This window comes from Pseudomonas sp. ADAK7, assembly GCF_012935675.1.
Taxonomy (GTDB): domain Bacteria; phylum Pseudomonadota; class Gammaproteobacteria; order Pseudomonadales; family Pseudomonadaceae; genus Aquipseudomonas.
This window is the reverse complement of the sequence record NZ_CP052861.1, coordinates 936,648-962,598: the sequence shown is the minus strand read 5'-3', so window position 1 is coordinate 962,598 and position 25,951 is coordinate 936,648. Positions and strand designations below refer to the sequence as shown.

Below are 25,951 nucleotides of genomic sequence, written 5' to 3'. Positions count from 1 at the left end.
TGCGGACGGCACCCTGCGTCTAAGTTTTGGAGATTGGTTTACGCCAAATTGAAAATGAATAAATTTTTTTCTGTGGTCTGGAGTTTTTCACTGGGGTGCTGGGTGGTGGCCTCGGAGTTTGCGTCGAGCAATAAAAAGAAATCTACTACCAACTTCTCTGCAAACTCGGCAGGCAAAAAGACTGAAAATTGCCTAATAGCAATTGGTCTGTTAGGTAGTTGTTTTTTTCTTTTCCCGGTAGGTGCAATGGGTGCGGCTCCCGACTTTAATTGTTACGTAGTAAGCACTTCGTATGGATGCACTCCAACTGCCAATCCCGGGCTTACATTTTATGCTAACGCTAACACTCAAGCTGCCCAAGGCGCGGATTTACTCTTAGCGGCTGTAAACGGCGCGACAAATACCGTTTATGAGCTTTTTAAAGGTAATGCGGATACTCCCAATATGGCCAACGTCTGGTTGGGTGACTCTGGAGCAACCGCTTCTACAACCACCATTTACGCAAATAAGTTTGCCTTTGGTGATGCGTCTACTGTGGCCAACGGGGTCAATGCCATAGCCTTTGGGGTAGGGGCATCCTCCGTTTCCGATGCGGTAGCCATTGGTACTGCTTCCAGTGCTCTGGCTGTCAATGCACTCGCTTTTGGTAAGTCGGCAACAGCGCAAAGTGCCTCTGCCATGGCTCTGGGTGCGGGTTCGACCGCCAGTAATACCAATGATGTGGCGTTGGGGGCGGGCAGTGTGACCGCCGCACCCCATATAGGTACTACCGCCTTTTATGGTGCTACCGCCCAAGGCATTGCCAGCGCGGCCAACGGCGTGGTATCGGTGGGGGCCGCAGGCACGGAGCGGCAGATCCAGAATGTCGCCGCCGGGGTGCTGTCCGCTACGAGCACTGATGCGGTGAATGGTTCTCAACTGAATTCGGTGGTGACTGGTGTCAATAAACTCGGCGTCAGCACCGCCAGCACTCTGGGGGGGGGCGCCACCTATTCGGCCACTACGGGGCAGATTAGTGGCTTCAGCCGACCGATCAACAGTATCAGCGCCACCGGAGTGGTTGGCGCAACCACTGCCCAAACCAGTGTGGCGGGGGCGCTGACCGCGCTGAACAGCGATGTGGTCAACACGGCCAATATCGCGGTGAAATACGATGCCCTGGGCGGCAATTCCATTACCCTGGGGGCCACCGGTGGCGCAGGAGCTCCGGCCGGTGGTGTGAAAATCACCAACCTGACGGCTGGCACCTTGAGTGCGGCATCGACCGATGCAGTCAACGGCTCGCAGTTGTATGCCACCAACCAGGCCGTCAACAACATCATCACCAATGGCACTAGCACCAAGTACTTCCATGCCAACTCGACCCTGGCCGACAGCACTGCCACGGGGACCGATAGTGTGGCAGTCGGCCCGGCTGCCAGCGCTTCGGCAACTAACTCGATTGCTATGGGTAATGGTGCAGCCTCTACGGTAGCTAACTCGGTGGCCCTGGGCAGTGGTGCAACCACTGCAGCAGCCGTGGCTAACACCAGCGGTTTGATTAACGGCACCACTTACACTTACGCCGGCGGTGCGCCGGTGGGTGTCCTGAGTGCGGGCGCCGTGGGTTCGGAGCGCCAGGTCAGCAACGTGGCGGCGGGACGAGTCAGTGCGACCAGCACCGACGCGGTCAACGGCAGCCAGCTGTTTGCCACCAACACATCGATGAATACTCTCGGTACTCAAACCACGACCCTGGGCAACACCTCGGCCAGCACCCTGGGCGGCGGCGCGACCTATTCGCCTGCTACTGGTCTTACTGGTTTCAGCCAGCCAATCACCGCTGTCAGCACCACCGGCGCGGTAGGCTCCACCACGGCACAAACCAGCGTAGCGGGGGCGCTGACCGCGTTGAACAGTGATGTGGTCAACACGGCCAATATCGCGGTGAAATACGATGCCCTGGGCGGCAACACCATTACCCTGGGGGCCACCGGTGGCACGGGGGCTCCGGCCGGTGGTGTGAAAATCACTAACCTGACGGCTGGCACCTTGGGTGCGACATCGTCCGATGCGGTCAATGGTGCGCAGTTGTATGCGACCAACACTGCTGTCAATGGCGTTGGCACTTCGCTGAACAACATCGTCAACAACGGTGCAGGCATCAAGTACTTCCATGCCAACTCGACCCTGGCCGACAGCACTGCCACGGGGGTCGATAGTGTGGCGGTCGGCCCGGCTGCCAGCTCGACGGCTACCAATGCGGTGGCTATTGGTAATGGTGCCATCGCCAGCGTGGCCAACTCGGTTGCTCTGGGTAATAGCGCTACAACCGTTGCCGCTACAGCGACCCCGAGTGGCGTGGTCAACGGCACCACCTATACCTATGCGGGATCTGCACCGGTGGGTGTGATGAGTGTTGGTGCTCTGGGTAAAGAGCGTCAGATCAGCAACGTGGCCGCTGGCCAAGTCAGTGCGAGCAGCACTGATGCGGTCAACGGCAGCCAACTGTTTGCCACCAACACATCGATGAATACTCTCGGTACTCAAACCACGACCCTGGGCAACACCTCGGCCAGCACCCTGGGCGGCGGCGCGACCTATTCGCCTGCTACTGGTCTTACTGGTTTCAGCCAGTCGATCAACACTGTCAGCAGCACTGGTGCAGTAGGTTCCACCACGGCCCAAACCAGCGTAGCGGGGGCCCTGACCGCGTTGAACAGTGATGTGGTCAACACGGCCAATATTGCAGTGAAATACGATGCCCTGGGTGGCAACACCATTACCCTGGGGGCTACCGGTGGCGCGGGGGCTCCGGCCGGTGGTGTGAAAATCACTAACCTGACGGCTGGCACCTTGGGTGCGACATCGTCCGATGCGGTCAATGGTGCGCAGTTGTATGCGACCAACCAAACCATTGGCGACATCGTCAACAATGGTGCTGGCATCAAGTACTTCCATGCCAACTCGACCTTGGCCGATAGCACTGCCACGGGGACTGATAGTGTGGCGGTCGGCCCGGCTGCCAGCTCGACGGCTACCAATGCGGTGGCTATTGGTAATGGTGCCATCGCCAGCGTGGCCAACTCGGTTGCTCTGGGTAATAGCGCTACAACCGTTGCCGCTACAGCGACCCCGAGTGGCGTGGTCAACGGCACCACCTATACCTATGCGGGATCTACACCGGTGGGTGTGATGAGTGTTGGTGCTCTGGGTAAAGAGCGTCAGATCAGCAACGTGGCCGCTGGCCAAGTCAGTGCGAGCAGCACTGATGCGGTCAACGGTAGCCAACTGTTTGCCACCAACACTGCGGTCGATGGACTCGGTACTTCGGTGAACAACATCGTCAACAACGGTGCAGGCATTAAGTACTTCCACGCCAACTCGACCCTGGCCGATAGCACTGCCACGGGTACCGATAGTGTGGCGGTCGGCCCGGCTGCCAGCTCGACGGCTGCCAATGCGGTGGCTATCGGTAATGGTGCGGTCGCCAGCGTGGCCAACTCGGTTGCTCTGGGTAATGGCGCTACAACGGCAGCCGCTACGGCGACCCCGAGTGGCGTGGTCAACGGCACCACCTATACCTATGCGGGGGCTGCCCCGGTGGGTGTGATGAGTGTTGGTGCTCTGGGTAAAGAACGTCAAATCAGCAACGTGGCCGCTGGCCAGGTCAGTGCGACCAGCACCGACGCGGTCAACGGCAGCCAGCTGTTCGCCACCAACACATCGATGAGTACTCTCGGCACTCAAACCACGACCCTGGGCAACACCTCGGCCAACACCCTCGGCGGCGGCGCGACCTATTCGCCCTCCGCTGGCCTTACCGGTTTCAGCCAGCCAATCAACACTGTCAGCACCACCGGCGCGGTAGGTTCCACCACGGCCCAAACCAGCGTAGCGGGCGCCCTGACTGCGTTGAACAGTGATGTGGTCAACACGGCCAATATCGCGGTGAAATACGATGCCCTGAGTGGTAACACCATTACCCTTGGGGCTACCGGTGGCGTGGGGGCTCCGGCTGGCGGTGTGAAAATCACCAACCTGACGGCTGGTACCTTGGGTGCGGCATCGACCGATGCGGTCAATGGTGCGCAGCTGTATGCGACCAACCAGACCATTGGCGACATCGTCAACAACGGTGCAGGCATCAAGTACTTCCACGCCAATTCGACCCTGGCCGATAGCACCGCCACGGGGACCGATAGTGTGGCGGTCGGCCCGGCGGCCAGCGCTTCGGCAACTAACTCGATTGCCGTGGGTAATGGTGCCGTCGCCAGTGTGGCCGACTCCGTTGCTATTGGTAATGGTGCAACCACCGCAGCAGCCGTGGCCAGCACCAGCGGTTTGATCAACGGCACGACCTATACTTATGCTGGCGGTGCGCCGATGGGTGTCCTGAGTGTTGGGGCCGTGGGTTCGGAACGTCAGATCAGCAATGTGGCAGCGGGTCGGATCAGTGCGACTAGCACTGATGCAGTCAACGGTAGCCAATTGTTTACCACCAACACTGCGGTCGATGGACTCGGTACTTCGGTGAACAACATCGTCAACAACGGTGCAGGCATCAAGTATTTCCACGCCAATTCGACCCGGGCCGATAGCACCGCCACGGGCACCGATAGTGTCGCAGTCGGCCCGGCTGCCAGCTCGACGGCTACCAATGCGGTGGCTATTGGCAATGGCGCTGTAGCCAGCTTCGCCAACTCCGTTGCTCTGGGCTCCAATTCGGTTACAGCTGTGGGAGCTGAAAGTTCTTATACCGCCTATCGGCTAGCGGCTCCTCAGTCTTCAGTTGGGGAGGTTGGTGTCGGCACTGCCTTGGGACAGCGGAAAATAACCGGAGTGGCGGCGGGTTCTGAGGCGACAGATGCCGTAAACGTGGCTCAGTTGACTGCACTGGGAAATCAGGTAGACCAGAACACAACTGACATTACGGCGCTTGATGGGCGCGTTACCACGGTGGAAAGCACGGTCAACAACATAAACAACGGAGGCGGGGTCAAGTATTTCCATACCAACTCTGTAAAGGCCGATTCCATTGCAGGTGGTAACGACTCGATTGCGGTCGGGGGAAATGCCAAGTCGTCCGGTACTGGAGCAATTGCCATAGGCGCGGACAGCAGCTCGTCGGCGGCTAACTCGATTGCCATTGGACAAGGGGCGAAGTCGACGGCAAGTGGAAGCATCGCGTTAGGTCAAGGAGCCAGTGACGACGGAAGAGGTGCCCTTACCTACACCGGTGCATATTCAGGGGTTGTGAACTCTTCCAGCGGTACTGTTTCGATCGGCAATGCCGCCACTGGACAAACGAGAACACTCACTAATGTAGCCGACGGAAAAGAAGCTACCGATGCCGTCAACTTGAGGCAATTGGATGGTGCAGTCGCGGTGACTAAAAAATACACAGATGACTCAATCAGAAATGTGAACACTTCAGTGGCCAATATGGATGGCCGAGTCACCGAGGTGGCGGGAGATGTCGCCAACATCAAGAATGGCGCCGATGGCATGTTTCAGGTGAATAACGGCAGTACAGCCATCAAACCCATAGCTTCAGGTACAGGTTCCACGGCGGGCGGGGCGGGGGCCAAGGCTTCTGGATCAAACAGCACGGCAATTGGTAACAACGCTCACTCCATTGCGCAAAATACTGTAGCCGTAGGCAGCGGTTCGCAAGCTACGGCGAAGAACTCGGCAGCCATCGGTAGCAATTCGATCGCTGACAGGGAGAACAGCGTGTCGGTGGGTAGCTCAGGTAATGAACGTCAGATTACCAATGTGGCTGCGGGTACCAAGGGGACGGATGCGGTCAATGTTGACCAGCTGTCAAAGAGCGTTGCCAACATCACCAACAATGCAAATGCTTACACTGACCAGCGTTACTCCGAACTTCGGCACGACCTGAAAAAACAAGATGACACTCTAAGCGCAGGTATTGCCGGGGCTATGGCTATGGCCAGTTTGCCCCAGCCTTATGCTCCTGGCGCCAGCATGACTACTGCGGGTGTCGGTAGCTACAGAGGCCAGTCTGCGGTGGCATTTGGCGTGTCTCATATATCCGACAACGGTCGTTGGGTGAGCAAGCTGCAGGGCAGCAGCGATACACAGGGCCAGGTGGGATTGGCACTCGGTTTAGGTTATCAATGGTGATTTGATCTCTGGGCTGAGATGCTAGTTTGGCATCTCAGCTTGGTTCAGTGCGCTATCGAGCAGCTAATCAGAAAAACATGAAATAAAGATGTCCTGCGCAAGGCAGAGATCGGTTGTATCTATAAATTATCAAGGTGAGTTATGAAATCCAAGATCGCTATTAGCTTTCTAGTCTGTTGTTCTGTGCTTGTCTCAGGTTGTGGTTCCGAAAAAAATGAACCAGCTAAAGTTTCAAACATGCCGCGAGGATCGATAAAGATCCCCGCGCTGGCCATTATTCAAGATGCGGTATTGGAGCTTGCCCCGAGTTTCAATGGACAACGCAATAATATATTTTCGAGCCAGGCCTGTGCTCTGGCCAGAGGGGAAATCAATACCGATAAGCTAAAGGAAATATTGGCGAAGGAGGAGGCTGGAAAAAAATCCATGACGGATGATCAACTCGCAGTGCTGTTAGGCGCAGACGTACAGGTGCAGTCTTCAGCATGCGCTGCGTTTCTAGCGACCTCGGTTCTGGTGCCTATCGATGTCACCGAGTTTACGACGGTCGTCAACGGAGTGGGAGCGGAGCATTCGAGCACATTAAAGAACCAATCCCTTCAAATAAACAGGGATAAACTCGCGCAGGTCCTGCCCGCAAAATTTGCAGTGGCTGGCGTGAATGCTGAAGTGTTTGCACTGATTGCAACCGAATTGCAACGCCGACCTGGGCTTTCACTGCGCCAGTACCGCGATATTTCAAAGGATCTCTTTGTAAAATTGTCCAAAACCTATTTGATCCGTCTTGAACAATATCGGCCGGCAGCCAGCACTAAGTTCGAAATGGTCAAGATGAATGATCAACACTTTACCTTCTCGGCCTCGACAGGTGGGGTGTTCGACTTTAGTCGGGATGGCTTGGTTCTACGACAGCGAGGCGTTATTTTCTACGGCAAGGGGTTGCTTATTGGTGAAGCTTATCCGGTTGATGTTGCCTTTCTGCCAGATACGGAAAATTTGTTGGCGCCATAGGTCAAATCGATATCACTCGACGCGAGTTGCAGACGTTCCCGGGTTGGTTCGCTCTTGATCATCACCTGAAAGAGCTCACTTCATTATCAGGCGACTGGCCACGATCCTTCTACGATGCTCCAGAAGGATCACTCACAGTAGATATTCCGCTTCTACATGGCAATTACCGCAATTAAGACCAAAGGCATTTTCTTTTGGTTTTCGAGAAATTTCCTATAAAAGTGTGGACTGTTTCTACTGTCTTCGTTCAGTCGACTCCCGGAAAATTGACGCATTCCCTTTACAGCCGAGTGCCCCCCAATGCCTAGTCTGCCGCTCCGTGTCCTGGTGCTAGAAGAGCATCTATTTCAACGCTCGGTAGCCGTCAGCCTATTGATGCAGTTGGGGTGTCGAGAAGTGCTTGAGGCCAGCAGTGGTGGTGAGGCCCTTGCCATCCTGCAAGAGGCCGGGCCTGTGGATGTGGTTCTGTGTGACTTGCAGATGGAAGGTATAGATGGTCTGGAGTTCATTCAACGAGCTGGGGCAACCGGACAGGTGGGGGCCATCATTATCAGCAGTTACCTGCCTTTCGATGTGCGCCGTACGGTTCGGCAGATGGGCGCATTGCTGGGGCTGCACATGCTCGGTGATATCGGTAAACCCTTGCAGGCTGAAACTATGCGGCAACTGCTTGAAGATTATTTGAGCCGACAGCCGGCCACGTTGTCGACACTGACGGATATGGAGTTGGCCAACGAGGAGCAGGTGCGGCTGGCCTTTCTCGACGAACAATTGGAGCCCTATTACCAACCCAAGTTCGATTTGCAAACCGGCGAGGTATTGGGTGTAGAGGTCCTTGCGCGCTGGAACCATCCGTTCAAGGGCCTGCTTTCGCCTGCGGCGTTTCTGCCGACGGTGGAGCACTGTGGGTTGATGGATGAGTTGCTGTTCAGCTTGATGCTCCAGGCGTTGAGCTTGCAGCGGCAGGTCAGGAGTCGGGGAGGGGAGCTGAACTTGGCGTTCAATCTGCAAGCGGCGCAGTTGGCCAATGTGGAATTGACGTCGCAGATCAAACGGATCCTCGCCATGTTCCAGGCACCCGGTTGCAGTTTGACCTTTGAGTTGACTGAGAGTGGTTTGCTGGAAGCTCCAGCGGTGTCCCTGGAAAATCTAGTGCGTCTGCGCATCATGGGGTGTCGCTTGTCGATCGATGATTTCGGCGCAGGCTTCTCCTCATTGCAGCGCCTGTGCCAACTGCCTTTCAACGAAATCAAACTTGACGCGGAGTTCGTCCGCGGTCTCAAGCACGAGCCCCGTTGTCGGGCTGTAGTCGCCAGTACCCTGGCGCTGGGACAGACCCTGGGCATGTCTGTAGTGATCGAGGGTATCGAGACCGCCGAGCAGCACCAGGAACTACTGGAACTGGGCTGTGCCCAGGGCCAGGGCTACTGGCATTCCCGAGCCATGAATGGTGCCGATCTGTTGCGCTGCCTGCAGCGCACAGCTGAACCCCGTCAACAACCGGTCGGTCGCTAGGAGCAGCCTATGATCAATAAAGCATTGCGTATTATGATTGCCGACCCACAGCACTTTCAGCGTTTGCGCCTGGAGCGGGACTTTAACCGCGAGGGCTACTACTGCATCGCGCCGGTTTCTAGCCTGGAGGAGATGCTGACGTTGCTGGAGTACGGCGACACCGCCTTCGATCTAGTGCTGATCAATGCCAGCTTGACACTCGACGTCCGTTTCAACTTGTTGGCTTTTTGCCTGGACCATCCGCTGATTCGCCAAGCCTTCATCTACGATGTACCGGAGCACCGATTGGCGAGGCTTGGTGCCAAGGTCAAAGCCCGGATTGTCTTCAGTTCCATCCAATTGCCCGAAGGCGTTCCGATCAAGCAACTGATCCACAAAGTCGACCCGCCACCCAACGACCCAGCACACAAAACGGTAAGTCACCTGTGATGGGGCAGTCGCCGGTTATAGTTCATTTAAAAAGTTAATCAGCTCGCGAAGTTCCATGGGTGTGAACTATAGGGGCATATGTAAAGGTAAGTCCACGGTGGTGTCATCAGGTATGGGCGGCAACCATTTACGTATGGGCTTTGAAGGGTTTCGGATAGGTGTTTCGCCGGGTATTGTTTGTTCTGAAAAAGGGCGATAGTGCCCACTTAAAGATAAGTGAAGACTATCGCCCTCTGAGATATTTCCCGCTACCTGTTGAACCCTTGCCGCCATCAACAACAAAATATTAGTTTCTGGTCGGCCTGGATAAGACATTGGTGCTGTTAGTTATTATCCTGGTAATAGCGCTGTTGCTGATGACGGCGATGCTTTGGTGGTGGCGGGTCATAGTCGTCATCGGAACTGTATCTGGGAGCACCGAGCGCAGTGCCAGTCACATTGGCGGCCCCACCCAGCGCTGTCCCTGTAACGTTTGCTGCGCCGCCGAGTGCTGTTCCAGTGATATTCGCCGCGCCTCCAAGCGCAGCGCCGGTGACATTGGCGGCCCCACCCAGCGCCGCCCCGGTGATATTGGCTGCACCGTTGAGTGCCGAGCCAACGATGCCTTCAGCCTGAACGGATGATTGAAAAAAACCACCCATCAGGATGCCCGCCATTGCCAAGCTCGGTGCCTTCTTGACGATATACATACGCCACCTCTACCTGAGAATTGAATCGAACTGTAATGACCGAACCAGATCGGCCAAGTATTTTTTGACAACAATTGATCGCCGTCAATCTTAGAAAGTATTACCAAGAGTAACCGGGGTGGACAGTTCCGTTTCTTACGTTCTCGGGTTAACGCTCGAGTTACTATAAGTGGCAGGACGATACCCAATCCAAATACCTACGACAGGTAATGCAGGCACGGCGTCATTAAACTATCACGTTGCGTTTAATTGACCAAAACTCTCCCTGTTAGTTCAAAAGGTCGTCTCACCGTTCATGAGTCAGGACTTAAGACCGAAGGTGTCATACACAGGCTCAATTCCCGTATATGGTCGGGAGGTGACAGGTTAGTGATGGGGGCCATCTCTTTTCATTTTTCAGGTGAGAAATTCGGCCCCGAATGTTCCGGCGTTGTCGACGATGTGACCTGCGTGTGGTGCCTCGAAATGCCCGGTAGCAGTAGCGCGCCGTTGTCGACGCAGAACCTGAGTAGCTCGAACCGACTCTTGCCTGCTAGCACGCGATCCTCACACATCTTGCTGCTCCATTCCCAAAAGGCGAGTGCAGCATGTCGCCGCTGAATACCCCGCGCAAGCCCTGGGATGACAACTCGAAACGGACATGAGGCGAAGGCGCAACTGACAGCATCGACCACTGCTACGAACGCCTGATCGGTCTGCCTTGACGCGGTTCGTAAGAACCGAACGCCGCATCGGCTTTTGGCAGCCCCTGATCTGGTCCACGGTGAAGTGTTGCTACTGTATACGCCGCCGGCTTGTTCCAGTGCCGTTTGCGGATAGAACTTCATCGCACCGCCATTCAACAAGCCCTTGGCCAGTTCCTCTTCCTGATTGCTGATGACCGTGAATTTGTATCCTGCATAAGTCCAGCCATGCGTTGGGGCTTTGCCGTCGACTTCGAGTTTCCGAGTGAAGGCTGTTGGGTCGGACAGAGTCGACAGTAGCGCAATCGGGCCATGGCAAACGAGGGCGGTTGTCTTGCCGTTGTTATGGAAGTTGTTCAGCAACTTCCCCAATGCGGCGCTATGCAGCAGATCCTCCATAGGTGCATGGCCACCAGGTACATAGACAGCATCGAAGTGCTCGTAGCCGATCTGTTCGACCCGCGACAGGCTAATGATCGGTGACTCACCCGGCGAGGTGATCTTGAGGTACTCCAGCAGCGCCTTGTACTCCTGCAGTGCCGCAACGTCATCGTTGAAATACACCTTGTCGGCGGACGATTTGTCCAAAGTCGGCGCCTTGCCTGTAGGCGTCGCAAAGGTCACCGAGTGCCCGGCATCGAGCATCAGTTTTACCGGTTGCATCAATTCGTTCAGGTAAAAGCCGGTTGCAAAGACTTTCTTGTCCTTGAGCTCAAGGTGGTCTGAATCAGACATCACGACTAGGACGTTACTGGCCTGTGCGTTGAAGGCTGAGGTGCAAATGGTCATTGCAAGGGCGAGACGAGTGATAGGGCGCATGGGATTTCCGAGCAATAGAGAGTGAATTCGATCAGCAGGTGTCTGATCCCGATACGACTATATTCATGCCTCCATGCCTGCTCGCCGTTGTTCCTCTGAAGTGGACATGGGCCCCTGCATATTAAGTATTCACTCCGCTCCTAACCCCACAGCCTCTCTCCTCTCGGTATATGGCCTTCGATCCTTCGATATTTGGCCCTTGCTCACCTGTTGAGCGCAGTACCTCGACCGTACTATTCAAAAACTTGTCTGCCATTGCGGACACTAGGCCGCGCCGATTTTTTCGTTACGTGAAGGGTGCGATTTCTTCCCTGCTCGCCTCGTGACTCCGTATTTGTCGGAATTTCTGGCCTGCATTGAAAGACTTTTTCCTCGCTTGAATAAGCACGTGCTGAAAGCCATCACATGGACGGTCGCTTACGACTGAGCAGGTTCTCTTACGGTAACAGGGCGCGCTTAATCTCTGATTCTCGCCCCCAATCAGGTGTCGGCAGAACACCACGATGGCAGGCCATCCCAAGACCGTTTTGTTGTTAGAGGTTGCTCTCTCTGACCCGATTTTTTAATGCGTCGATGAACGAAGTTCGTATCTGTATGGAAGGGTAATCATATGTCAGCAGTAAATTGGCCGGATCCGCTCAGCAAATCTAAAGAACTCTATGACCGTGCCGCCGAAGTGATGCCGGGGGGTATTACGCGGATTCTTCCTTGGCAAGACCCATTTCCGGTCTATGCCAAGAGTGGTTCTGGGGCCTACGTTACGGATGTCGACGGCACTCGTCGGCTCGATCTCCTCAACAACTTCGCGTCCCTCATTCATGGGCACGCGCATCCTGCCATTGTCTCTGCAGTCCAGGAGCAAGTGGCGAACGGGACGGCGTTTACGTTGCCTACTCAACCCGAAGTTGCCCTGGCCGAGACTATTTGCGGTCGTGTCGAGGGGTTTGAGTGGGTTCGTTTCTCCAACTCGGGCTCCGAAGCCGTCATGTGCGCCATCAAAGCGGCCCGGGCTATCACCGGGCGCTCGAAGATCGTTAAGGCTGAGGGTGTTTATCACGGTTCGTATGATTACGCGGAAGTCAGCCTGGACTCCTCACCTGAGAACTGGGGTGAGGACCCTAACTCCATTGGCTACTCCAAAGGGACACCGGAAGGGGTCAAGAATGATGTTGTTGTCATTCCTTTCAACGACACCGAATCGGCGGAAAGGATCATCCGTGCCAACAAGGATCAGATCGCTGCGATCATCATTGATCCCGCACCTAGCTACTTCGGGTTTGTGCCTGTATCCCAATCCTTCATTGAAATGATCCGGCGGGTGTCCACCGAAATCGGCGCGGTATTCATCCTGGATGAGGTCATCACCTTTCGTGTAAATCGTGGTGGTGCGCAGACACGTTTCAACATCAGGCCTGACCTTACTGTGCTGGCGAAGATCATCGGTGGTGGTTTTCCGGTGGGGGCCGTTGTCGGTTCGCGCAAGTTCATGGAGGTTTTCGATCATCGCAATGGCAAACCGTTGTTGCCCTGGAGCGGTACGTTCACCGCAAACCCGGTCACAATGACGGCGGGCAAGATTGCGTTGGACCTGTACACACAAGCCGACTCTGATCGCCTGGATGTTCTCGGTGATCGGCTGCGTGCGGGTGTTACCGAGGCTTTTGCAAAGGCCGATTTCCCCGGTCAGGTGACTGGTTTCTCTTCGATGTTCATGGTGTTCGGGCATCAGCGCACAGTGCTGGATTACCGTTCCGGGTATTCCAGCAAGGAAGAATCCAAGCTCATTGCGAAGTTGCAGAAGAACTTGGTGCTTGAGGGCTACCACATCGCCAAAACCGGCAAGGCGTTCCTGTCCACGGCGATGACTGAAAGCGATGTTGATGGCTTCATTGCTGCGACAGAACGTGCAGCCAGGCAGGCTGTGTCGCAAGGTTAATCCTTCGCCCCTGATGCTCAGCGTAACGCCAGTAACGTAAAGCACGGCTCATGCATGGCCTTCGAATTGCCGATGGTCATGCAGGATGTCTGCTGATACGCAGGCGTTACGCTGAGCTTTTTTGTGGGTGTTTTTTGAGATCACAGAAACGACAAAGCGAGACTCATCCCCTGAAGGAAAGAAGTCCCGCTCGTTATTTTTGTTTTGGATATCCGCTGAAGCTACCGAACGTCGATGGGTTGCTGTACAGCGTTTATAAACGAGGCTGCCTTTTCGAGAAGCTCACGCCCGGTATCGATTTTGCCGGCAGCGGTGAAGATTCCGTGCATATGCTTCGGCAAATGGTGATGGATGACGCGTGTACCGCTCCGGGCTGCCCGTGCTGCATATTCGATACCTTCGTCTGCGAGCGGATCGAGCCCGACCGTGACGATGAACATCGACGGTTGAATGCTCCGATCTTTACGTAGCAGCGGCGAGAGCAGCTCATCGGTGAGGTCTGTCCCAGGGGAGGTATACATCTCTCGAAACCAGTACATCGACTCTGCGGTCAGCGCGAACCCACTTGTGATGTTTTGGTAGGACGTCGTGCCTGCCGTGAGGTCGGTTACCGGATAGAACAGCACCTGGGCAGCGAACTTCATTCCCTCAGGACGATAGTCACGTTGATTGGCAAGGACGGTGGCCATGTTGCCTCCGGCACTGTCTCCCACGATGACTGCTGTTGAAAGATCCAACTGCCATTCATCTGCGTGGACCATGACATAGGTCAGCGCATCCCGGCAGTCATTGAGAGGTATCGGGAACTTGTATTCCGGCGCTCGTCTGTAGTCCACCGCCACAACAGTCGATTGGGTATGGTTGGCCAGATATCGGCACAGGCTGTCATGGCTGTCGAGATCGCCAATGACCCAGCCACCGCCGTGAATAAAGAACGTCAAGGGCGTCTTTTGATCTGAGGGTAAGCCGCTTGCTCGATAGATTCTCAGTGCAGCGAATCCGTTTTCGACCGGGAACTCCAGCGTCTTGATCGAGCCGACGTCCTGCTTTTCCAGTCCGTTGATCGCGCATGACTTCAGGTAGTTGGCCCGCACCTCCGTCAGAGGGGAATCCTGAAAGGACACCCCGCCATTGGTCCGGAATGCTTCTACCAGGGCCACCGCATCAGGAGCGACATCGTCTAGAGAAATGGCATCCGAAAGGTCTTTGCTCATCCTCTTTTGAGCTCCTCGACCGAGAGGTAATGGTAGTCGTCGCGGTTCCAATGCGCCGCCAGTTCTCGGTATTCGTCGACAGTGCCTGACCAGTTGTTGATGACCTTGCCCGCAGCGTTTTTGTACCAGCTGGAGCATTCGGAGGAAAAGGCCGAGGACTGCATGTTGGTCTGCAGGTTGTCGTTGTAGCTGTTGAACGTAGCTTGCTTGATATCGATAGCCTGCCGGCCATGACCCAGCCCTTCGATAGCCTGGATGATGTACGTCTGCTGGATCTCGAGCATGGTGATGATCGAGTTGTGGTTAAGGTTGGTGTTGGGGCCGTAGATCATGAACATATTGGGGAAGCCAGGAACGCTCATGCCCAGATAGGCCTCGGCGCCTTCGGCCCAGCGGTTGTGAAGCGTTTGTTCCTGCAGGCCAACGACCTGAAGGTCGCCCTGAAAGGCCTGGCTTTCAAAACCAGTGCCGAAAATCACCACATCGAACTCGTGCAGTTTTCCTTCCTTGTCGATGATGCCTTCCGGGACGAACTCGGCAACGGCAGCTGTTTCCAGCGCTACGTTGTCACGCATCAGCGCCGGGTAGTAGTCATCCGAGCGCAGGATACGTTTGCACGCGAACTCGTAATCCGGGGTGAGTTTGGCCCGCAGTTCGACGTCTGGTACTTGGGCTGCCAGATGCCCGGTGGCCATTTTGATCCCTTCCTTTTGAGCGTCGGTGCCGTGACGGGTGCGAGCGAAACCGTCCTCCCGGAATGCGTGTAGCTTCTCTCGGCTTTGCGCGAACAGTTCTGGCGTGCGTTCGAAAGCGTCCAATTCTTCCCGGACAAAGACGATCTGATTGCGCGGCATGATCCAGTTGGCGCTGCGCTGAAACACGGTCAACTGACTGGCGATTTTGGCGACTTCCGGCACGTACTGTACGGCGCTGGCCGCGGCGCCAATGCTGGCGACTTTCTTGCCCGACAGATCTGCATCGGCAGGCCATTGTGCGGAGTGGAAGTACTCCCCGGCGAAGCTGTCCAGGCCCTTGAAGCCCGGGATAGCCGGTTTGTTGAGTTGCCCCCAGGCCGGCACAAAGAAGCGTCCCTTCAAGCTGCGGCCATCGGCGAGCTCGAAGCCCCATTGATGGGTGTCTTCGTCCCACTGTGCACGGGTGAGCTCGGAGTTCAGGCTGATGTGGCTCATCAGCTCATAACGTGTGGCCATGGAGTCCATGTAGCGCAGCAGCTCGTCTCGGTCTGCGTACATTTTGCTGACTCGCAGGTGCGGATGAAAACTGTAGCAATACAGATGTGATTCGGTGTCGCAGGCAGCGCCAGGGTAGGCGTTGTCGCGCCACACGCCACCAATACGATCACCGCGTTCCAGGATGATGAAGTTATCGATCCCGTGCATTTTCAGTTGCGCGCCCATGCCCAGGCCACCAAAGCCGGCGCCGAGGATGACGATGTCGTAGGTTTGCGGATGGGTGTTCAACATTTATCAATACCTGTTGGATGCAGAGAGAAGAGGCAGGGACGAATGGGTTGATGGCGTTCGTCATGGAAGTGCCCGAATGTGTTCTGTTGTTGAGAAAATCACGATGCGCAGTGTTAGAAGGCCTGGCGGTACAGCGCCAGCGCATCGGCTTCACGGACATCGACCGGGTTGTTCATCAGCAGGCGCTCCTGCTTCATCGCATCGCTGGCCAGCAGCGGCAGACTTTCCTGTGTGACTTTGACGTCGCGCAACCGGCGCGGTGCCCCTGATCGGTTCATCAAGTCTTCCATGTGTTCGACGAAGCGCGCGGAACGCATGGACGTCGAGGTATTGCTACGCCCCAGCAGGGTGTCGGCCAGTTCGGCATAGAGGGGGGCTGCAGCCGCCATGTTGAAGCGCAACACCGGGCCAAGCATCAACGCGTTCGAGAGACCATGAGGGATGTGATAGTGACCACCCAATGGGTAGGCGAGGGCATGTACGGCGGCGACGGGCGCGTTGGCAAATGCCTGCCCTGCCATCGTCGCACCCAAGAGCATGGCTTCGCGGGCGATACGGTTTTTGCCGTCCTCACACGCAGCGATCAGGCTGCCGGAAAGCAGGCGCAGGGCTTCGCGTGCGAGGGTGTCGGAAATCGGATTTTTCCGATGACGGCTGGTGTAAGCCTCGATTGCATGAACCATCGCATCGATGCCGGTAGCGGCGGTGTGCAGCGCCGGCAGACCGATAGTCAGTTCGGCATCGAGAATGACTTTGTCGGCATACAGTTGGGATGACACCACGCCCATTTTGGTCGTGGCGCCAGTGGTCAGGATGGTGATGTTGGTCACTTCGGAACCGGTGCCGGCGGTGGTCGGTACCTGGATCAGCGGCAAGCGTGTGCCCTTGACCTTACCGATACCGTAGAGCTCGGACAGAGGCTGGTCGGAGGTGATCAACACGGCGGCCAGTTTAGCAATATCCAGCGAAGAACCACCCCCCAGGCCGAGGACGATGTCCACGCCAGCAGCTTTGGCTTGTCCGACGCAATCGAGCAGCACGGCCTCTGGTGGATCGGCGACGACGTCGTCGAACACGTTGATGTTGAAGCCCGCGGCGGCAAGCGAAGCCTTGGCTTGATCCAATAGGCCGCCCTGATGCAAGAACTTGTCGGTAACGATTAACAGATTGCGTCGATCGGTCCAGTCGCTCAGTAGCTCACCCATGCGCCGTGCCGCACCCCATTCGGTGACGATCGATGCGACGGTGTCGAAGGTGAAGGCTTTGAAAATACTCATCTTTACGGCTTCCTGGGCTGGTAGCGGGCAAGCGGGCATCGAATGCAAGGATTCGAGCCGCTTGGGTCGATGGCGTATTTATAAACAGGCTGCCTGGCTACGGCTTCAACCTTGGGGTGGAATTTGCCGGCAGTGGGGGTGGAAAACACGGGTGGGAGCGTTAAAGGCAGAGGCTTCATTTCCACCCTCTAGGTGGGAAAATTCCACCCAGGGGTTGAGGCTGATTGCGCTCGATGCCTCTATAACCTAGGTCTAACAATTACAAGATATTGAGCAACAGGAGCAGCGATGAGCCTTCCCCATCAGCCGAAATTCCTTGAGGCGACCCCCAGCTATCACGACTCTCCCTTGTTGATAGGCGGCTTGCTGGAAACCGGCTTGCTAGCGGCAGGTCGTAATGAAATCGTCTACCGCGACGAGCGGCGGTTCGACTACCCGACCCTCAACCGGCGAATTCATCAACTGGCGCATGCGCTCTCTGAACTGGGTGTCAAAGCGGGTGATACGGTGGCGGTGCTGGATTGGGACAGCCATCGCTATCTGGAGTGTTTCTTCGCCATACCGATGCTCGGCGCCGTACTACACACGGTCAACGTTCGGCTCGCGCCGGAGCAGGTGCTGTTTACCATGGCGCATGCAGAAGATAGCCTGGTGTTGGCGCATGGGGATTTCTTGTCGATGCTGGCGTCCATTGCCGGGCAGCTACCGAGCGTGCGCGGATATGTGCTTTGTCAGGATCGCGATCAAGCGGTGCAAAGTGATTTGCCATTGCTGGGTGAGTACGAGTCACTGCTGGCAAGGCAGCCGGTTGAGTTCGACTTCCCGACGTTCGATGAAAACGCAGTCGCCACGTTGTTCTACACCACGGGCACCACTGGCAACCCGAAAGGCGTCTATTTCACCCATCGTCAATTGGTGCTGCACACGTTGGTCAGTGCGAACGTGCATGCCGCGGCCGGCGTGGAGTTGCTCAGTCGCGACAAGACCTACATGCCCATCACCCCGATGTTTCATGTGCATGCCTGGGGCGTTCCCTATATCGCTACCATGATGGGCAGCAAGCAGGTCTACCCGGGGCGTTATGAGCCCAAGGTGCTGGTCGATCTTATTGTGAGAGAGAAGGTCGACTACTCGCATTGTGTGCCGACGTTATTAAGCATGGTGCTCGGCGCGGCAGAGCAGACGGATGCGGACCTTTCGGGGTGGCATGTACTGGTCGGCGGCTCTGCTTTGTCAGTTGGGTTGGCACGCAAGGCCAAGGCAATGAATGTTGATGTTCGAGGCGCTTATGGTATGTCGGAGACCTGCCCGATCATTTCGCTGACAGCACTGCCCCTCGGCATCGAAGATGAGCCGGAAGAGCAGCAATTACATTGGCGTTGCAGTGCCGGGGTTACCACGCCGCTGGTGCAGATGCGTCTGGTGGATGAGGCGCACGCCGACCTGCCGCAGGATGGTCAGCATATTGGCCAGTTACTGATCCGCAGCCCGTGGCTGACGCCGGCTTATTACAAGGATCCGGATAGCAGCGAACAGCTCTGGCGTGATGGCTGGTTGCATACCGGTGATGTCGCTAGCATCGATGCCCATGGGTTGGTGCATATCCATGACCGCCTCAAGGATCTGATCAAGACGGGTGGTGAATGGATTTCTTCTCTGGATATCGAAAGTCTTGTCAGTCGCCACCCGGCCGTTGCGGAGTGCGCGGTCATTGGTATTTCCGATGCGCGCTGGGGTGAGCGGCCGGTGGCCTTGATCGTTACGGTGGCCGGGATGGAACCGGTCAACGAGGAGCAGATTCGGACGCATCTGATGAGTTTCGTCGAGCAGGGCTGTCTATCAAAATGGGCGATTCCGACTAATGTTTACCCAGTGACGGAAATCCCTCGGACCAGCGTTGGGAAGCTCGATAAAAAGCGTATCCGGGCACAGTTTGAAAACCGCCGAGAGTAAGATGCTGAAAAGATCCGTTGCGTTAGTAAGGTTGCTGCATTGAAGACTCCCATCGATCTGAGCAAATTTCGCCCTGCGCAGCTGCCACGGACGTTGATCCAGCGTTCGCGGTTGGTTAAGCGGATGGAGGATGCCTCGGCGCAAGGTTTCTGCCTTACGTTACTGCGTGCACCCCTGGGGTACGGGAAGACCACGTTGCTCAGTCAGTTTGCCGCAGCCTTGGGCACTTCGTTTGGCTGGTACCGGATTGACCGCACGGACAACGAGCCTGTCAATTTTATTGGTCATCTGTATCGCTTGCTGCTCAAAGTCCCGGCGCCTGACGAAGCCAATACCAGTGAGATGTGGGCGACCATTCGCAGCCACCTGGATGGCTTGGTTGCACCTTTCACGCTGCTTATCGATGAGACAGAAAAGTTACGTTCGCCACGTTCGCTTGGTTATCTGGAAACCCTGTTGCATAGCGCACCGAACATGCTGCGCATTGTTGCCGCCAGTGAGGGGCGGCCGATGCTTGCTCTGGGGCATTTGCGTCGTGACTCACGTTTATTGGTGCTGGACCAGAATGACCTCGCATTGACCGGAGAAGAAACGCAGCAACTGCTCTCGGCCCAGGGCATCGGTCTTGATCCCGCTTTCGTTTACCGTTTGCAGGCGGGCAGTGAGGGCTGGGTTAGCGGTGTGTTGTTCTGGTGCGCGGCCTACCGAGAGATGACTTTCTCGGGTAGCCAGGCTGAACGTTTGCAGCGTGCGACTCAGCAGTCTTATACCGAGATCGCTCAATTTGTTCAGGAGGAACTGCTGAACATGTGGTCGCCGGGGCTGTTGGCTTTCGTTGAGCGGACGTCCGTTGTGGGTGCCTTTGACCTGGATTTGGCCGCAACGCTGAGTGGCGACACGAATCCGGGGACGATGATCCGTAAACTGCAGCAGGCTGATTTGTTCATTACGCAACACACTGGTGAACGGCTGGAATTTCAGTTCCATCCAGCCTTGCGGATTACGGCTCAGCAGCGACTGCGAAAACGTGACCCGCAGGCTCTTTTGCAATTGCATCAGCGTGCCGCTGATTGGTTGTTGGTCAACCGGTTTTATGCCCAGGCCGTGTACCAATATGGACGGGCGAAGAACTCGGCGGCGCTGTTCAAAACCGTGGAAGAACACACCTTCGATCTACTGCGCGAAGGTGAAATAAATGCCATCGTCGACTTCTTGACCCATGCTCTGCGTCATAGCCCGAGCGATCATCTGAATCTGGCCATGACCGAGGCCTCGACCTTGATTGTCACCAATGACATCGACAGGACGCGGGCCTGTATTGCCAGTTTGCGGCGTCTGGCGAGTCAAAGCACCGCTCAGCGTTCGGACAGGGTCATGCAGACAATTGCGTTTCTACGCAGTCATCTGGCTTTGCTCGGCGGAAACCTGCGCCACGGCGTGGAACTGGTCAGTACCGCGCTGGAACGATACCCTGAGCCGAATGCCGGAATGGCGATCCTGCACGCCAACAGCGCCGGATGCCTGGCTGCGTTGGGTCGCTTGAATGACGCCAGGCGCCAGGTCGGCGTGGCACTCGACCAGCTTCAACGTCTCGGCTTCAAAGGCTATACCCGCAGCTTGCAACTGCTTCTGGGTCAAATCGAATTGGCCCAAGGGGAGAGCGAGAGGGCTCATCAGCGGTTTTTTGATGACGACATGCAACACGCTTTGGGTGAGGGCTCAGGTAATTTCTACGACTCGTTCGTGCATCTGGGACAGGGGCTGGTATTGATTCAGCAAAACCTGCTGCCAGCGGCGACCCTGAGCCTGACCAAGGCCGAAAAAATCGCCCTCGACTTCCCCCACAGTGCCGGGCTCACGCTGATCTTTCACCAGCAAGCCTGCCTGCTCGATGCACAGGGCGATACCCCACGCGCGCTGGCGCGTTGGGATGAGGCTCGACGGCTGGCGGCGCAGTTCAAGCAATGGCGGGTTTATCGTCTTGCCGGCGCCTGGAAAGCGCGTAGCTCGGTGCGTAATCGTGACCAGAATTACCTGCTGGCGTGGCTCAAGGAGTGGCATTGGTGCCAGCGACATTACCGTGAGGATATCCAGCCTGAGGAGACTCTGGCTTACGCCTGGGTGCAACGGCATCTTGGGCAGCGAGCGGTCTGCATGCAGCTGTTGTCGGAATTGCGAGAACTGGCCGAGGAACACCACAACCAGCGATTGAACCTTGATTTATTGGTGCTCGAAGCAAGCCTTGCGCACGACAACGGTGATCAAAAGCAAGTGATGCAGCTGTTGGATCAGGCCTTGGCCCTGGCTTGCCAATACCGTTTGGGTCAGTTGTTGCACCATGAGGGCAGTGAGCTCAGAGACATGTTTCGGCAACTGGTCACCCCTGAAGCACGTCGTCAGTATGAACTGCATTCACCATTGCCGACTGCTGAGCAACTCAGCATGGTCATGCCGCAACTTATCCGGTCTTCGACCGAGGCAAATCGTCTGGTAGAGCCAGTCACACGGCGCGAGCGTGAAGTGTTGCAACGTATGGCGCGAGGCCAGAGCAATGCGCAGATCGCCGAGTCGCTGTTCGTCAGCCTTAGCACGGTGAAAACGCACATCAACAACCTGTTCCGTAAGCTGGAGGTCAATGACCGAGAGGAGGCTTTGCGCAAGGCTCGTAGTGTCGGCTTGCTGAGCTGATAGATCTCTCAGCCTGGACTGGAGGGGCTCCACCCCACACCGAATCAATTCCATCTCAAACTCCACCCGCGGTTTGACGAATCAACCGCTCGCGCTTGTTACAACATCAATGTCGGCTCATCGCTCTCGAAATGTCCAGGCGGGATTCCATCATTATGTTGCTCAACGAACGTGATCTGAATTTTCTACTCTACGAACTGCTCGATACTCAGGCACTGCTCAAGCGCGAGCGTTATGCCGAGCATGATCGCGCCGTGTTCGACGCGACGCTCAACACGGCGCGCCAGGTGGCCACTGAGTTCTTCGCCCCACACAACCATAAGGGCGACAGTCAGGAGCCCAGCTTCGACGGCGAACGCATTACCTTGATCGAGGAAACCCAGCACGCCTGGAATGCTTTCGCACAGGCTGGTTTTCTCGCCGCGCATCACGACTTCGAGGATGGTGGCCTGCAGCTGCCTGAAGTGTTGCTGCGCGCCTGCATGGCTTATTTCAATGCCGCGAACATCGCAACCACCGGTTACCCGTTCTTGAGTATCGGTGCGGCCAATCTGATCAAGAGCTTTGCGTCTGTTGAGCTGCAAGAACGATTTTTGCCTGCCATGTTTGAAGGGCGCTTCAGTGGCACGATGGCGTTAACAGAGCCGGGGCAGGGGTCTGCGCTAGGGGACTTGCGCACACGTGCGCAGCCGGCGCCCGATGGCACCTATCGGGTCTTCGGCCAGAAGATGTTTATCTCTGGTGGCGATCATGAGCTGACGGAAAACATCGTCCATCTGGTGCTTGCCCGGATGGACGGTGCACCGGCGGGAGTCAAGGGCATTTCCTTGTTTGTGGTGCCAAAATTTCTGGTCGAAACCGACGGAAGTCTGAGGTCGCGCAACGATGTCGCTTTGGCAGGGCTGTTGCACAAGATGGGCTATCGCAACACCACCTCTACTGTCCTGAGTTTTGGCGAGCAGGGTGGTGCTGTCGGTTATCTGGTGGGTGAGGCGCATAAGGGACTGGCGTACATGTTCCAGATGATGAACGAGGCGCGAATCGGCGTCGGCCTAGGGGCCGCGAGCCTGGCCTACCAAAGCTACCTGCACGCCCTCGACTATGCGCGTGAACGTCCGCAGGGACGACACGCCAGTTGCAAGGATCCCCTGACGCGTCAGGTGTCGATCATTGAACACGCCGATGTCCGTCGCATGCTCCTGATGCAGAAGGCCTATGCCGAAGGCAGTCTGGCGTTGTGTTTGTACGCTAGTAGCCTGGTGGAGGATGCCCACACTGCCACTGATCCAGACAGCCGAGAGGACGCCGCCCAATTGCTCGATCTGTTGACGCCAATGGTCAAGACCTGGCCTTCGCGTTATGGCTTGAGCGCTTGCGACTTGGGTATCCAGATCCTCGGTGGCGCGGGCTATACCCGCGAGTACCCATTGGAGCAGCTGTACCGCGACAACCGGCTCAACCCCATTCATGAAGGCACCGAGGGTATTCAGGCGCTCGACTTGCTGGGGCGCAAGTTGGGGCCGAAGGGCGGACGAGGTTACGCGTTATTTCTGTCGCAGGTTCGCCGCAGTCTCGATGACGCCGCAGGGCTGGCGCATTCATCGGTGCTGGCGGCGCAGTTGGCCGAGGCACTGGCGATTCTGGAGGACGTGACGGCGTCATTGCAGCGTCAGGTCGGTATCGAACCTGACCTTGGGCTTTGCAATGCCACCGCGTACCTGGACCTGTTTGGTCGAGTGCTGGTCGGCTGGATCTGGCTACGCCAGGCATTAGTCGCAGAGCGGGCACTCGCTGCGGCTACAGCCGACAGCGAAAGCGATTTCTATCAGGGCAAGTTGCATACCGCTGCCTATTACATGGAGTGGGAGTTGGCGTCGTTGCAGGGCCAGGCGGATTTGCTGTGTGCCGGTAACCGCACCACGTACGACATGCAAAACGCCTGGTTCTGACATGGTTGGCCAAGCCCTTAATCCAATGGGAGACAGTTGATGAACACCTTGATCCACTACCGCGTCGAAGAAAATCTGGCCCTGATCGGCCTGGCCCGTCCGCCCGTCAATGCGCTGGGGCAAGCCCTGCGTGCTGCTTTGGCTGAAGCCTATGATCGAGCGATCGCTGATCCGGATGTGCGGGCTATTGTGCTGTACGGCGAGGGTCGAGCCTTCAGCGCGGGCGCCGACATTGCCGAGTTTGGCAGCGCATCGGCCTTTGCCACACCAGACCTTGCCAGCCTGTTGAATCGACTGTCGCAGTCTGAGAAACCCTTGATTGCCGCCATCGGTGGTCTGGCGTTGGGCGGTGGGCTGGAGGTGGCATTGGCCTGTGGTTATCGAATCAGTGAAGTCAGCGCTCGGTTGGGCCTGCCAGAAGCAAAAATAGGTCTGCTGCCGGGTGCTGGAGGAACGCAGCGATTGCCACGGCTAGTGGGTGCCGAAGTGGCATTGGATATGATCCTTTCCGGAGAACCCGTCTGGGCGGTTCGTGCTCGTGAAATCGGCTTGGTGGATCGTCTGGTAAAAGGCCAGCAAACGCTGCTGGACGCTGCCTGTGATTTTGCTCGGGAGCTCTTGACCCAGGCTGCACCAGCCCAGCCTGCCTGGCGCCGACCACAACCGGAAGATCAACTGCCTGCCGGTTTTTTTGACGATTTCGAGCGGGCTCGTGCCGCGCGCTGGCGTGGGCAAATCGCACCTGGGCTGGCGCTCGCCGCGGTGAAGGCTGCCTGTGAGCTGCCACTGGAGCAAGGCCTGGCCCATGAGCAGGTGCTGTTCAAGCAAGTGGAGGCATCGCCGCAATCAGCGGCTTTGCGTCACCAGTTTTTTGCCCAGCGTGAAGCCGCCAAAATCTCTGGGGTCAGTTCAGATACGCCACTTCGTACCATCGACGCCGTCGCGATTATCGGCGCTGGCACCATGGGCGGCGGGATCGCCATGAACTTCGCCAATGCCGGCATCCCCGTCAAGTTGCTTGAACTCAAGGCCGAAGCCCTGGATCGAGGCTTGATTCAGATTCGCAAAGTCTATGAAACCAGCGTCAAGCGCGGCAAATTGAGTGCCCAGGCGCTGGAGTCGCGCATGGCGCTGATCTCCGGGACTCTGGACTATGCGGATATCGCTGAAGCCGACCTGGTCATCGAAGCGGTGTTCGAAAGCCTTACCGTCAAACAGGCGGTGTTCCGCACGTTGGATGAAGTTTGCAAGCACGGCGCCATCCTTGCCAGTAACACCTCGACTCTGGACGTCGATCTCATCGCTCAAGTGACGCGCCGTCCGGAAGACGTCATAGGCCTGCATTTTTTCAGTCCGGCCAATGTCATGCGCCTGCTGGAAGTGGTGCGCGGTAAGCAGACCGCTCCCTCGGTGTTGGCCACGACTCTGGCCTTAGCCAAACGTATCGAGAAAGTAGCGGTCGTTTCCGGGGTCTGCTTCGGCTTTATCGGTAACCGCATGTTGGAACCCTATGCGAGGGAAGCCCATCGTCTGATTCTGGAAGGTGCGACGCCGGCTCAGGTCGATGGCGTACTCACGGAACTGGGGTTGGCCATGGGCGTGTTGTCCATGTACGACCTGGCCGGGATCGACGTGGGTTATCTGGTGCGTGAGTCACGTCGCGAGGCCATCGCCCATGACCCGAGTTATTGCAAGCTGGCCGATGAGTTGTATGCCCGGGGTCACTACGGGCAGAAGACCGGGCGCGGGTTCTATCGCTATGAAGGGCGTGAGCGACAGGAAGATTATGAGGTAATCGCCTGTGCCGAAGTCCTTGCCGCAGAGCTGGAGATTTCTCGGCGAGCTATTTCCAATCAGGAGATTCACGACCGCTGTCTGTTCATGCTGATCAATGAAGGCTTTCAGTTGCTTGATGAGGGCATTGCCGAGCGCAGTGGTGACATTGATCTGGTCTGGGTCAATGGCTACGGCTTCCCGGCGTGGCAGGGCGGGCCGATGTACTACGCCGAGCAACTGGGATTGGAGAAAGTACTGGCGGGTATCGAACACTATCGGGAGCAATTGGGCAGCTACGGCGACATGTGGTTTACCCCAGCCGATTTGCTCAAGCGACTGGTTGCGGCCAAGAAAACTCACATCCACACATTGTGACTCTTCCGGGCCACCTGCTCATGG

13 protein-coding genes and 1 pseudogene are annotated in these 25,951 nt (G+C 56.7%); 9 read left to right on the top strand and 5 right to left on the bottom strand.

The window, feature by feature from the left end:
* The first annotated feature begins 54 nt into the window (after positions 1 to 54).
* The 4 genes from HKK53_RS04310 to HKK53_RS04295 all read left to right on the top strand — a co-directional run bounded on the left by HKK53_RS04310 (position 55) and on the right by HKK53_RS04295 (position 9,084).
* Positions 55 to 6,129 carry a YadA-like family protein gene (locus HKK53_RS04310; protein ID WP_169369689.1) on the top strand — a complete coding sequence of 2,025 codons (6,075 nt, stop codon included), beginning with the start codon at positions 55 to 57 and terminating at the stop codon, positions 6,127 to 6,129.
* Between the two features lie 141 nt (positions 6,130 to 6,270).
* Positions 6,271 to 7,140, top strand: a complete 870-nt coding sequence (locus tag HKK53_RS04305; protein WP_169369688.1) for a hypothetical protein — start codon at positions 6,271 to 6,273, stop codon at positions 7,138 to 7,140.
* Positions 7,141 to 7,440: 300 nt separating this feature from the next.
* Positions 7,441 to 8,655 (top strand): EAL domain-containing response regulator, encoded by a 1,215-nt coding sequence (locus HKK53_RS04300; RefSeq protein WP_169369687.1) that lies wholly within the window; start codon positions 7,441 to 7,443, stop codon positions 8,653 to 8,655.
* A gap of 9 nt (positions 8,656 to 8,664) precedes the next feature.
* Entirely contained in the window at positions 8,665 to 9,084 is a 420-nt protein-coding gene (locus tag HKK53_RS04295; protein ID WP_169369686.1) for a response regulator, read from the top strand.
* Between the two features lie 323 nt (positions 9,085 to 9,407).
* Here the strand turns inward: HKK53_RS04295 and HKK53_RS04290 are convergent, their stop codons facing one another.
* Both HKK53_RS04290 and HKK53_RS04280 read right to left on the bottom strand, forming a co-directional pair.
* Entirely contained in the window at positions 9,408 to 9,773 is a 366-nt protein-coding gene (locus HKK53_RS04290; RefSeq protein WP_169369685.1) for a hypothetical protein, read from the bottom strand.
* Positions 9,774 to 10,531: 758 nt separating this feature from the next.
* Positions 10,532 to 11,275: pseudogene (locus HKK53_RS04280) on the bottom strand (type 1 glutamine amidotransferase domain-containing protein); the annotation flags it as partial.
* A gap of 610 nt (positions 11,276 to 11,885) precedes the next feature.
* Here HKK53_RS04280 and HKK53_RS04275 point away from each other — a divergent pair.
* Positions 11,886 to 13,211 (top strand): aspartate aminotransferase family protein, encoded by a 1,326-nt coding sequence (locus HKK53_RS04275; RefSeq protein ID WP_169369684.1) that lies wholly within the window; start codon positions 11,886 to 11,888, stop codon positions 13,209 to 13,211.
* A gap of 221 nt (positions 13,212 to 13,432) precedes the next feature.
* Here the strand turns inward: HKK53_RS04275 and HKK53_RS04270 are convergent, their stop codons facing one another.
* From HKK53_RS04270 to HKK53_RS04260, 3 genes are all read right to left on the bottom strand, one after another.
* The gene (locus HKK53_RS04270; RefSeq protein ID WP_169369683.1) at positions 13,433 to 14,425 is read right to left on the bottom strand and encodes an alpha/beta hydrolase; all 993 of its coding nucleotides are present in this window, start codon (positions 14,423 to 14,425) and stop codon (positions 13,433 to 13,435) included.
* Positions 14,422 to 15,909: a flavin-containing monooxygenase gene (locus HKK53_RS04265; RefSeq protein WP_169369682.1), complete on the bottom strand. Its 1,488-nt coding sequence runs from the start codon at positions 15,907 to 15,909 to the stop codon at positions 14,422 to 14,424. Before HKK53_RS04265 ends, HKK53_RS04270 begins: the two co-directional genes overlap by 4 nt.
* 113 nt (positions 15,910 to 16,022) lie before the next feature.
* Positions 16,023 to 17,186, bottom strand: coding sequence for an iron-containing alcohol dehydrogenase (locus HKK53_RS04260; protein ID WP_169369681.1), 1,164 nt, complete (start codon positions 17,184 to 17,186; stop codon positions 16,023 to 16,025).
* A gap of 288 nt (positions 17,187 to 17,474) precedes the next feature.
* Between HKK53_RS04260 and HKK53_RS04255 the strand changes: the two genes are divergently transcribed.
* The 4 genes from HKK53_RS04255 to HKK53_RS04240 all read left to right on the top strand — a co-directional run bounded on the left by HKK53_RS04255 (position 17,475) and on the right by HKK53_RS04240 (position 25,927).
* Positions 17,475 to 19,139: a fatty acid--CoA ligase gene (locus tag HKK53_RS04255; RefSeq protein ID WP_169369680.1), complete on the top strand. Its 1,665-nt coding sequence runs from the start codon at positions 17,475 to 17,477 to the stop codon at positions 19,137 to 19,139.
* A 39-nt stretch (positions 19,140 to 19,178) separates the two neighbouring features.
* The gene (locus tag HKK53_RS04250) at positions 19,179 to 21,827 is read left to right on the top strand and encodes a LuxR C-terminal-related transcriptional regulator (RefSeq protein WP_169369679.1); all 2,649 of its coding nucleotides are present in this window, start codon (positions 19,179 to 19,181) and stop codon (positions 21,825 to 21,827) included.
* A 155-nt stretch (positions 21,828 to 21,982) separates the two neighbouring features.
* A complete protein-coding gene (locus tag HKK53_RS04245; protein WP_169369678.1) occupies positions 21,983 to 23,776 on the top strand; it encodes an acyl-CoA dehydrogenase in 1,794 nt (597 codons plus the stop codon).
* A gap of 39 nt (positions 23,777 to 23,815) precedes the next feature.
* Complete coding sequence (locus tag HKK53_RS04240) at positions 23,816 to 25,927, top strand: 3-hydroxyacyl-CoA dehydrogenase NAD-binding domain-containing protein (RefSeq protein ID WP_169369677.1); 2,112 nt, start codon at positions 23,816 to 23,818, stop codon at positions 25,925 to 25,927.
* Positions 25,928 to 25,951 lie beyond the last annotated feature (24 nt).

Excerpts from the sequence above, each read along its gene's own strand:
- HKK53_RS04310 (WP_169369689.1), top strand. The coding sequence starts at position 55 with ATGAATAAATTTTTTTCTGTGGTCTGGAGTTTTTCACTGGGGTGCTGG.
- HKK53_RS04305 (WP_169369688.1), top strand. The coding sequence starts at position 6,271 with ATGAAATCCAAGATCGCTATTAGCTTTCTAGTCTGTTGTTCTGTGCTT.
- HKK53_RS04300 (WP_169369687.1), top strand. The coding sequence starts at position 7,441 with ATGCCTAGTCTGCCGCTCCGTGTCCTGGTGCTAGAAGAGCATCTATTT.
- HKK53_RS04295 (WP_169369686.1), top strand. The coding sequence starts at position 8,665 with ATGATCAATAAAGCATTGCGTATTATGATTGCCGACCCACAGCACTTT.
- HKK53_RS04290 (WP_169369685.1), bottom strand. The coding sequence starts at position 9,773 with ATGTATATCGTCAAGAAGGCACCGAGCTTGGCAATGGCGGGCATCCTG.
- HKK53_RS04275 (WP_169369684.1), top strand. The coding sequence starts at position 11,886 with ATGTCAGCAGTAAATTGGCCGGATCCGCTCAGCAAATCTAAAGAACTC.
- HKK53_RS04270 (WP_169369683.1), bottom strand. The coding sequence starts at position 14,425 with ATGAGCAAAGACCTTTCGGATGCCATTTCTCTAGACGATGTCGCTCCT.
- HKK53_RS04265 (WP_169369682.1), bottom strand. The coding sequence starts at position 15,909 with ATGTTGAACACCCATCCGCAAACCTACGACATCGTCATCCTCGGCGCC.
- HKK53_RS04260 (WP_169369681.1), bottom strand. The coding sequence starts at position 17,186 with ATGAGTATTTTCAAAGCCTTCACCTTCGACACCGTCGCATCGATCGTC.
- HKK53_RS04255 (WP_169369680.1), top strand. The coding sequence starts at position 17,475 with ATGAGCCTTCCCCATCAGCCGAAATTCCTTGAGGCGACCCCCAGCTAT.
- HKK53_RS04245 (WP_169369678.1), top strand. The coding sequence starts at position 21,983 with ATGTTGCTCAACGAACGTGATCTGAATTTTCTACTCTACGAACTGCTC.
- HKK53_RS04240 (WP_169369677.1), top strand. The coding sequence starts at position 23,816 with ATGAACACCTTGATCCACTACCGCGTCGAAGAAAATCTGGCCCTGATC.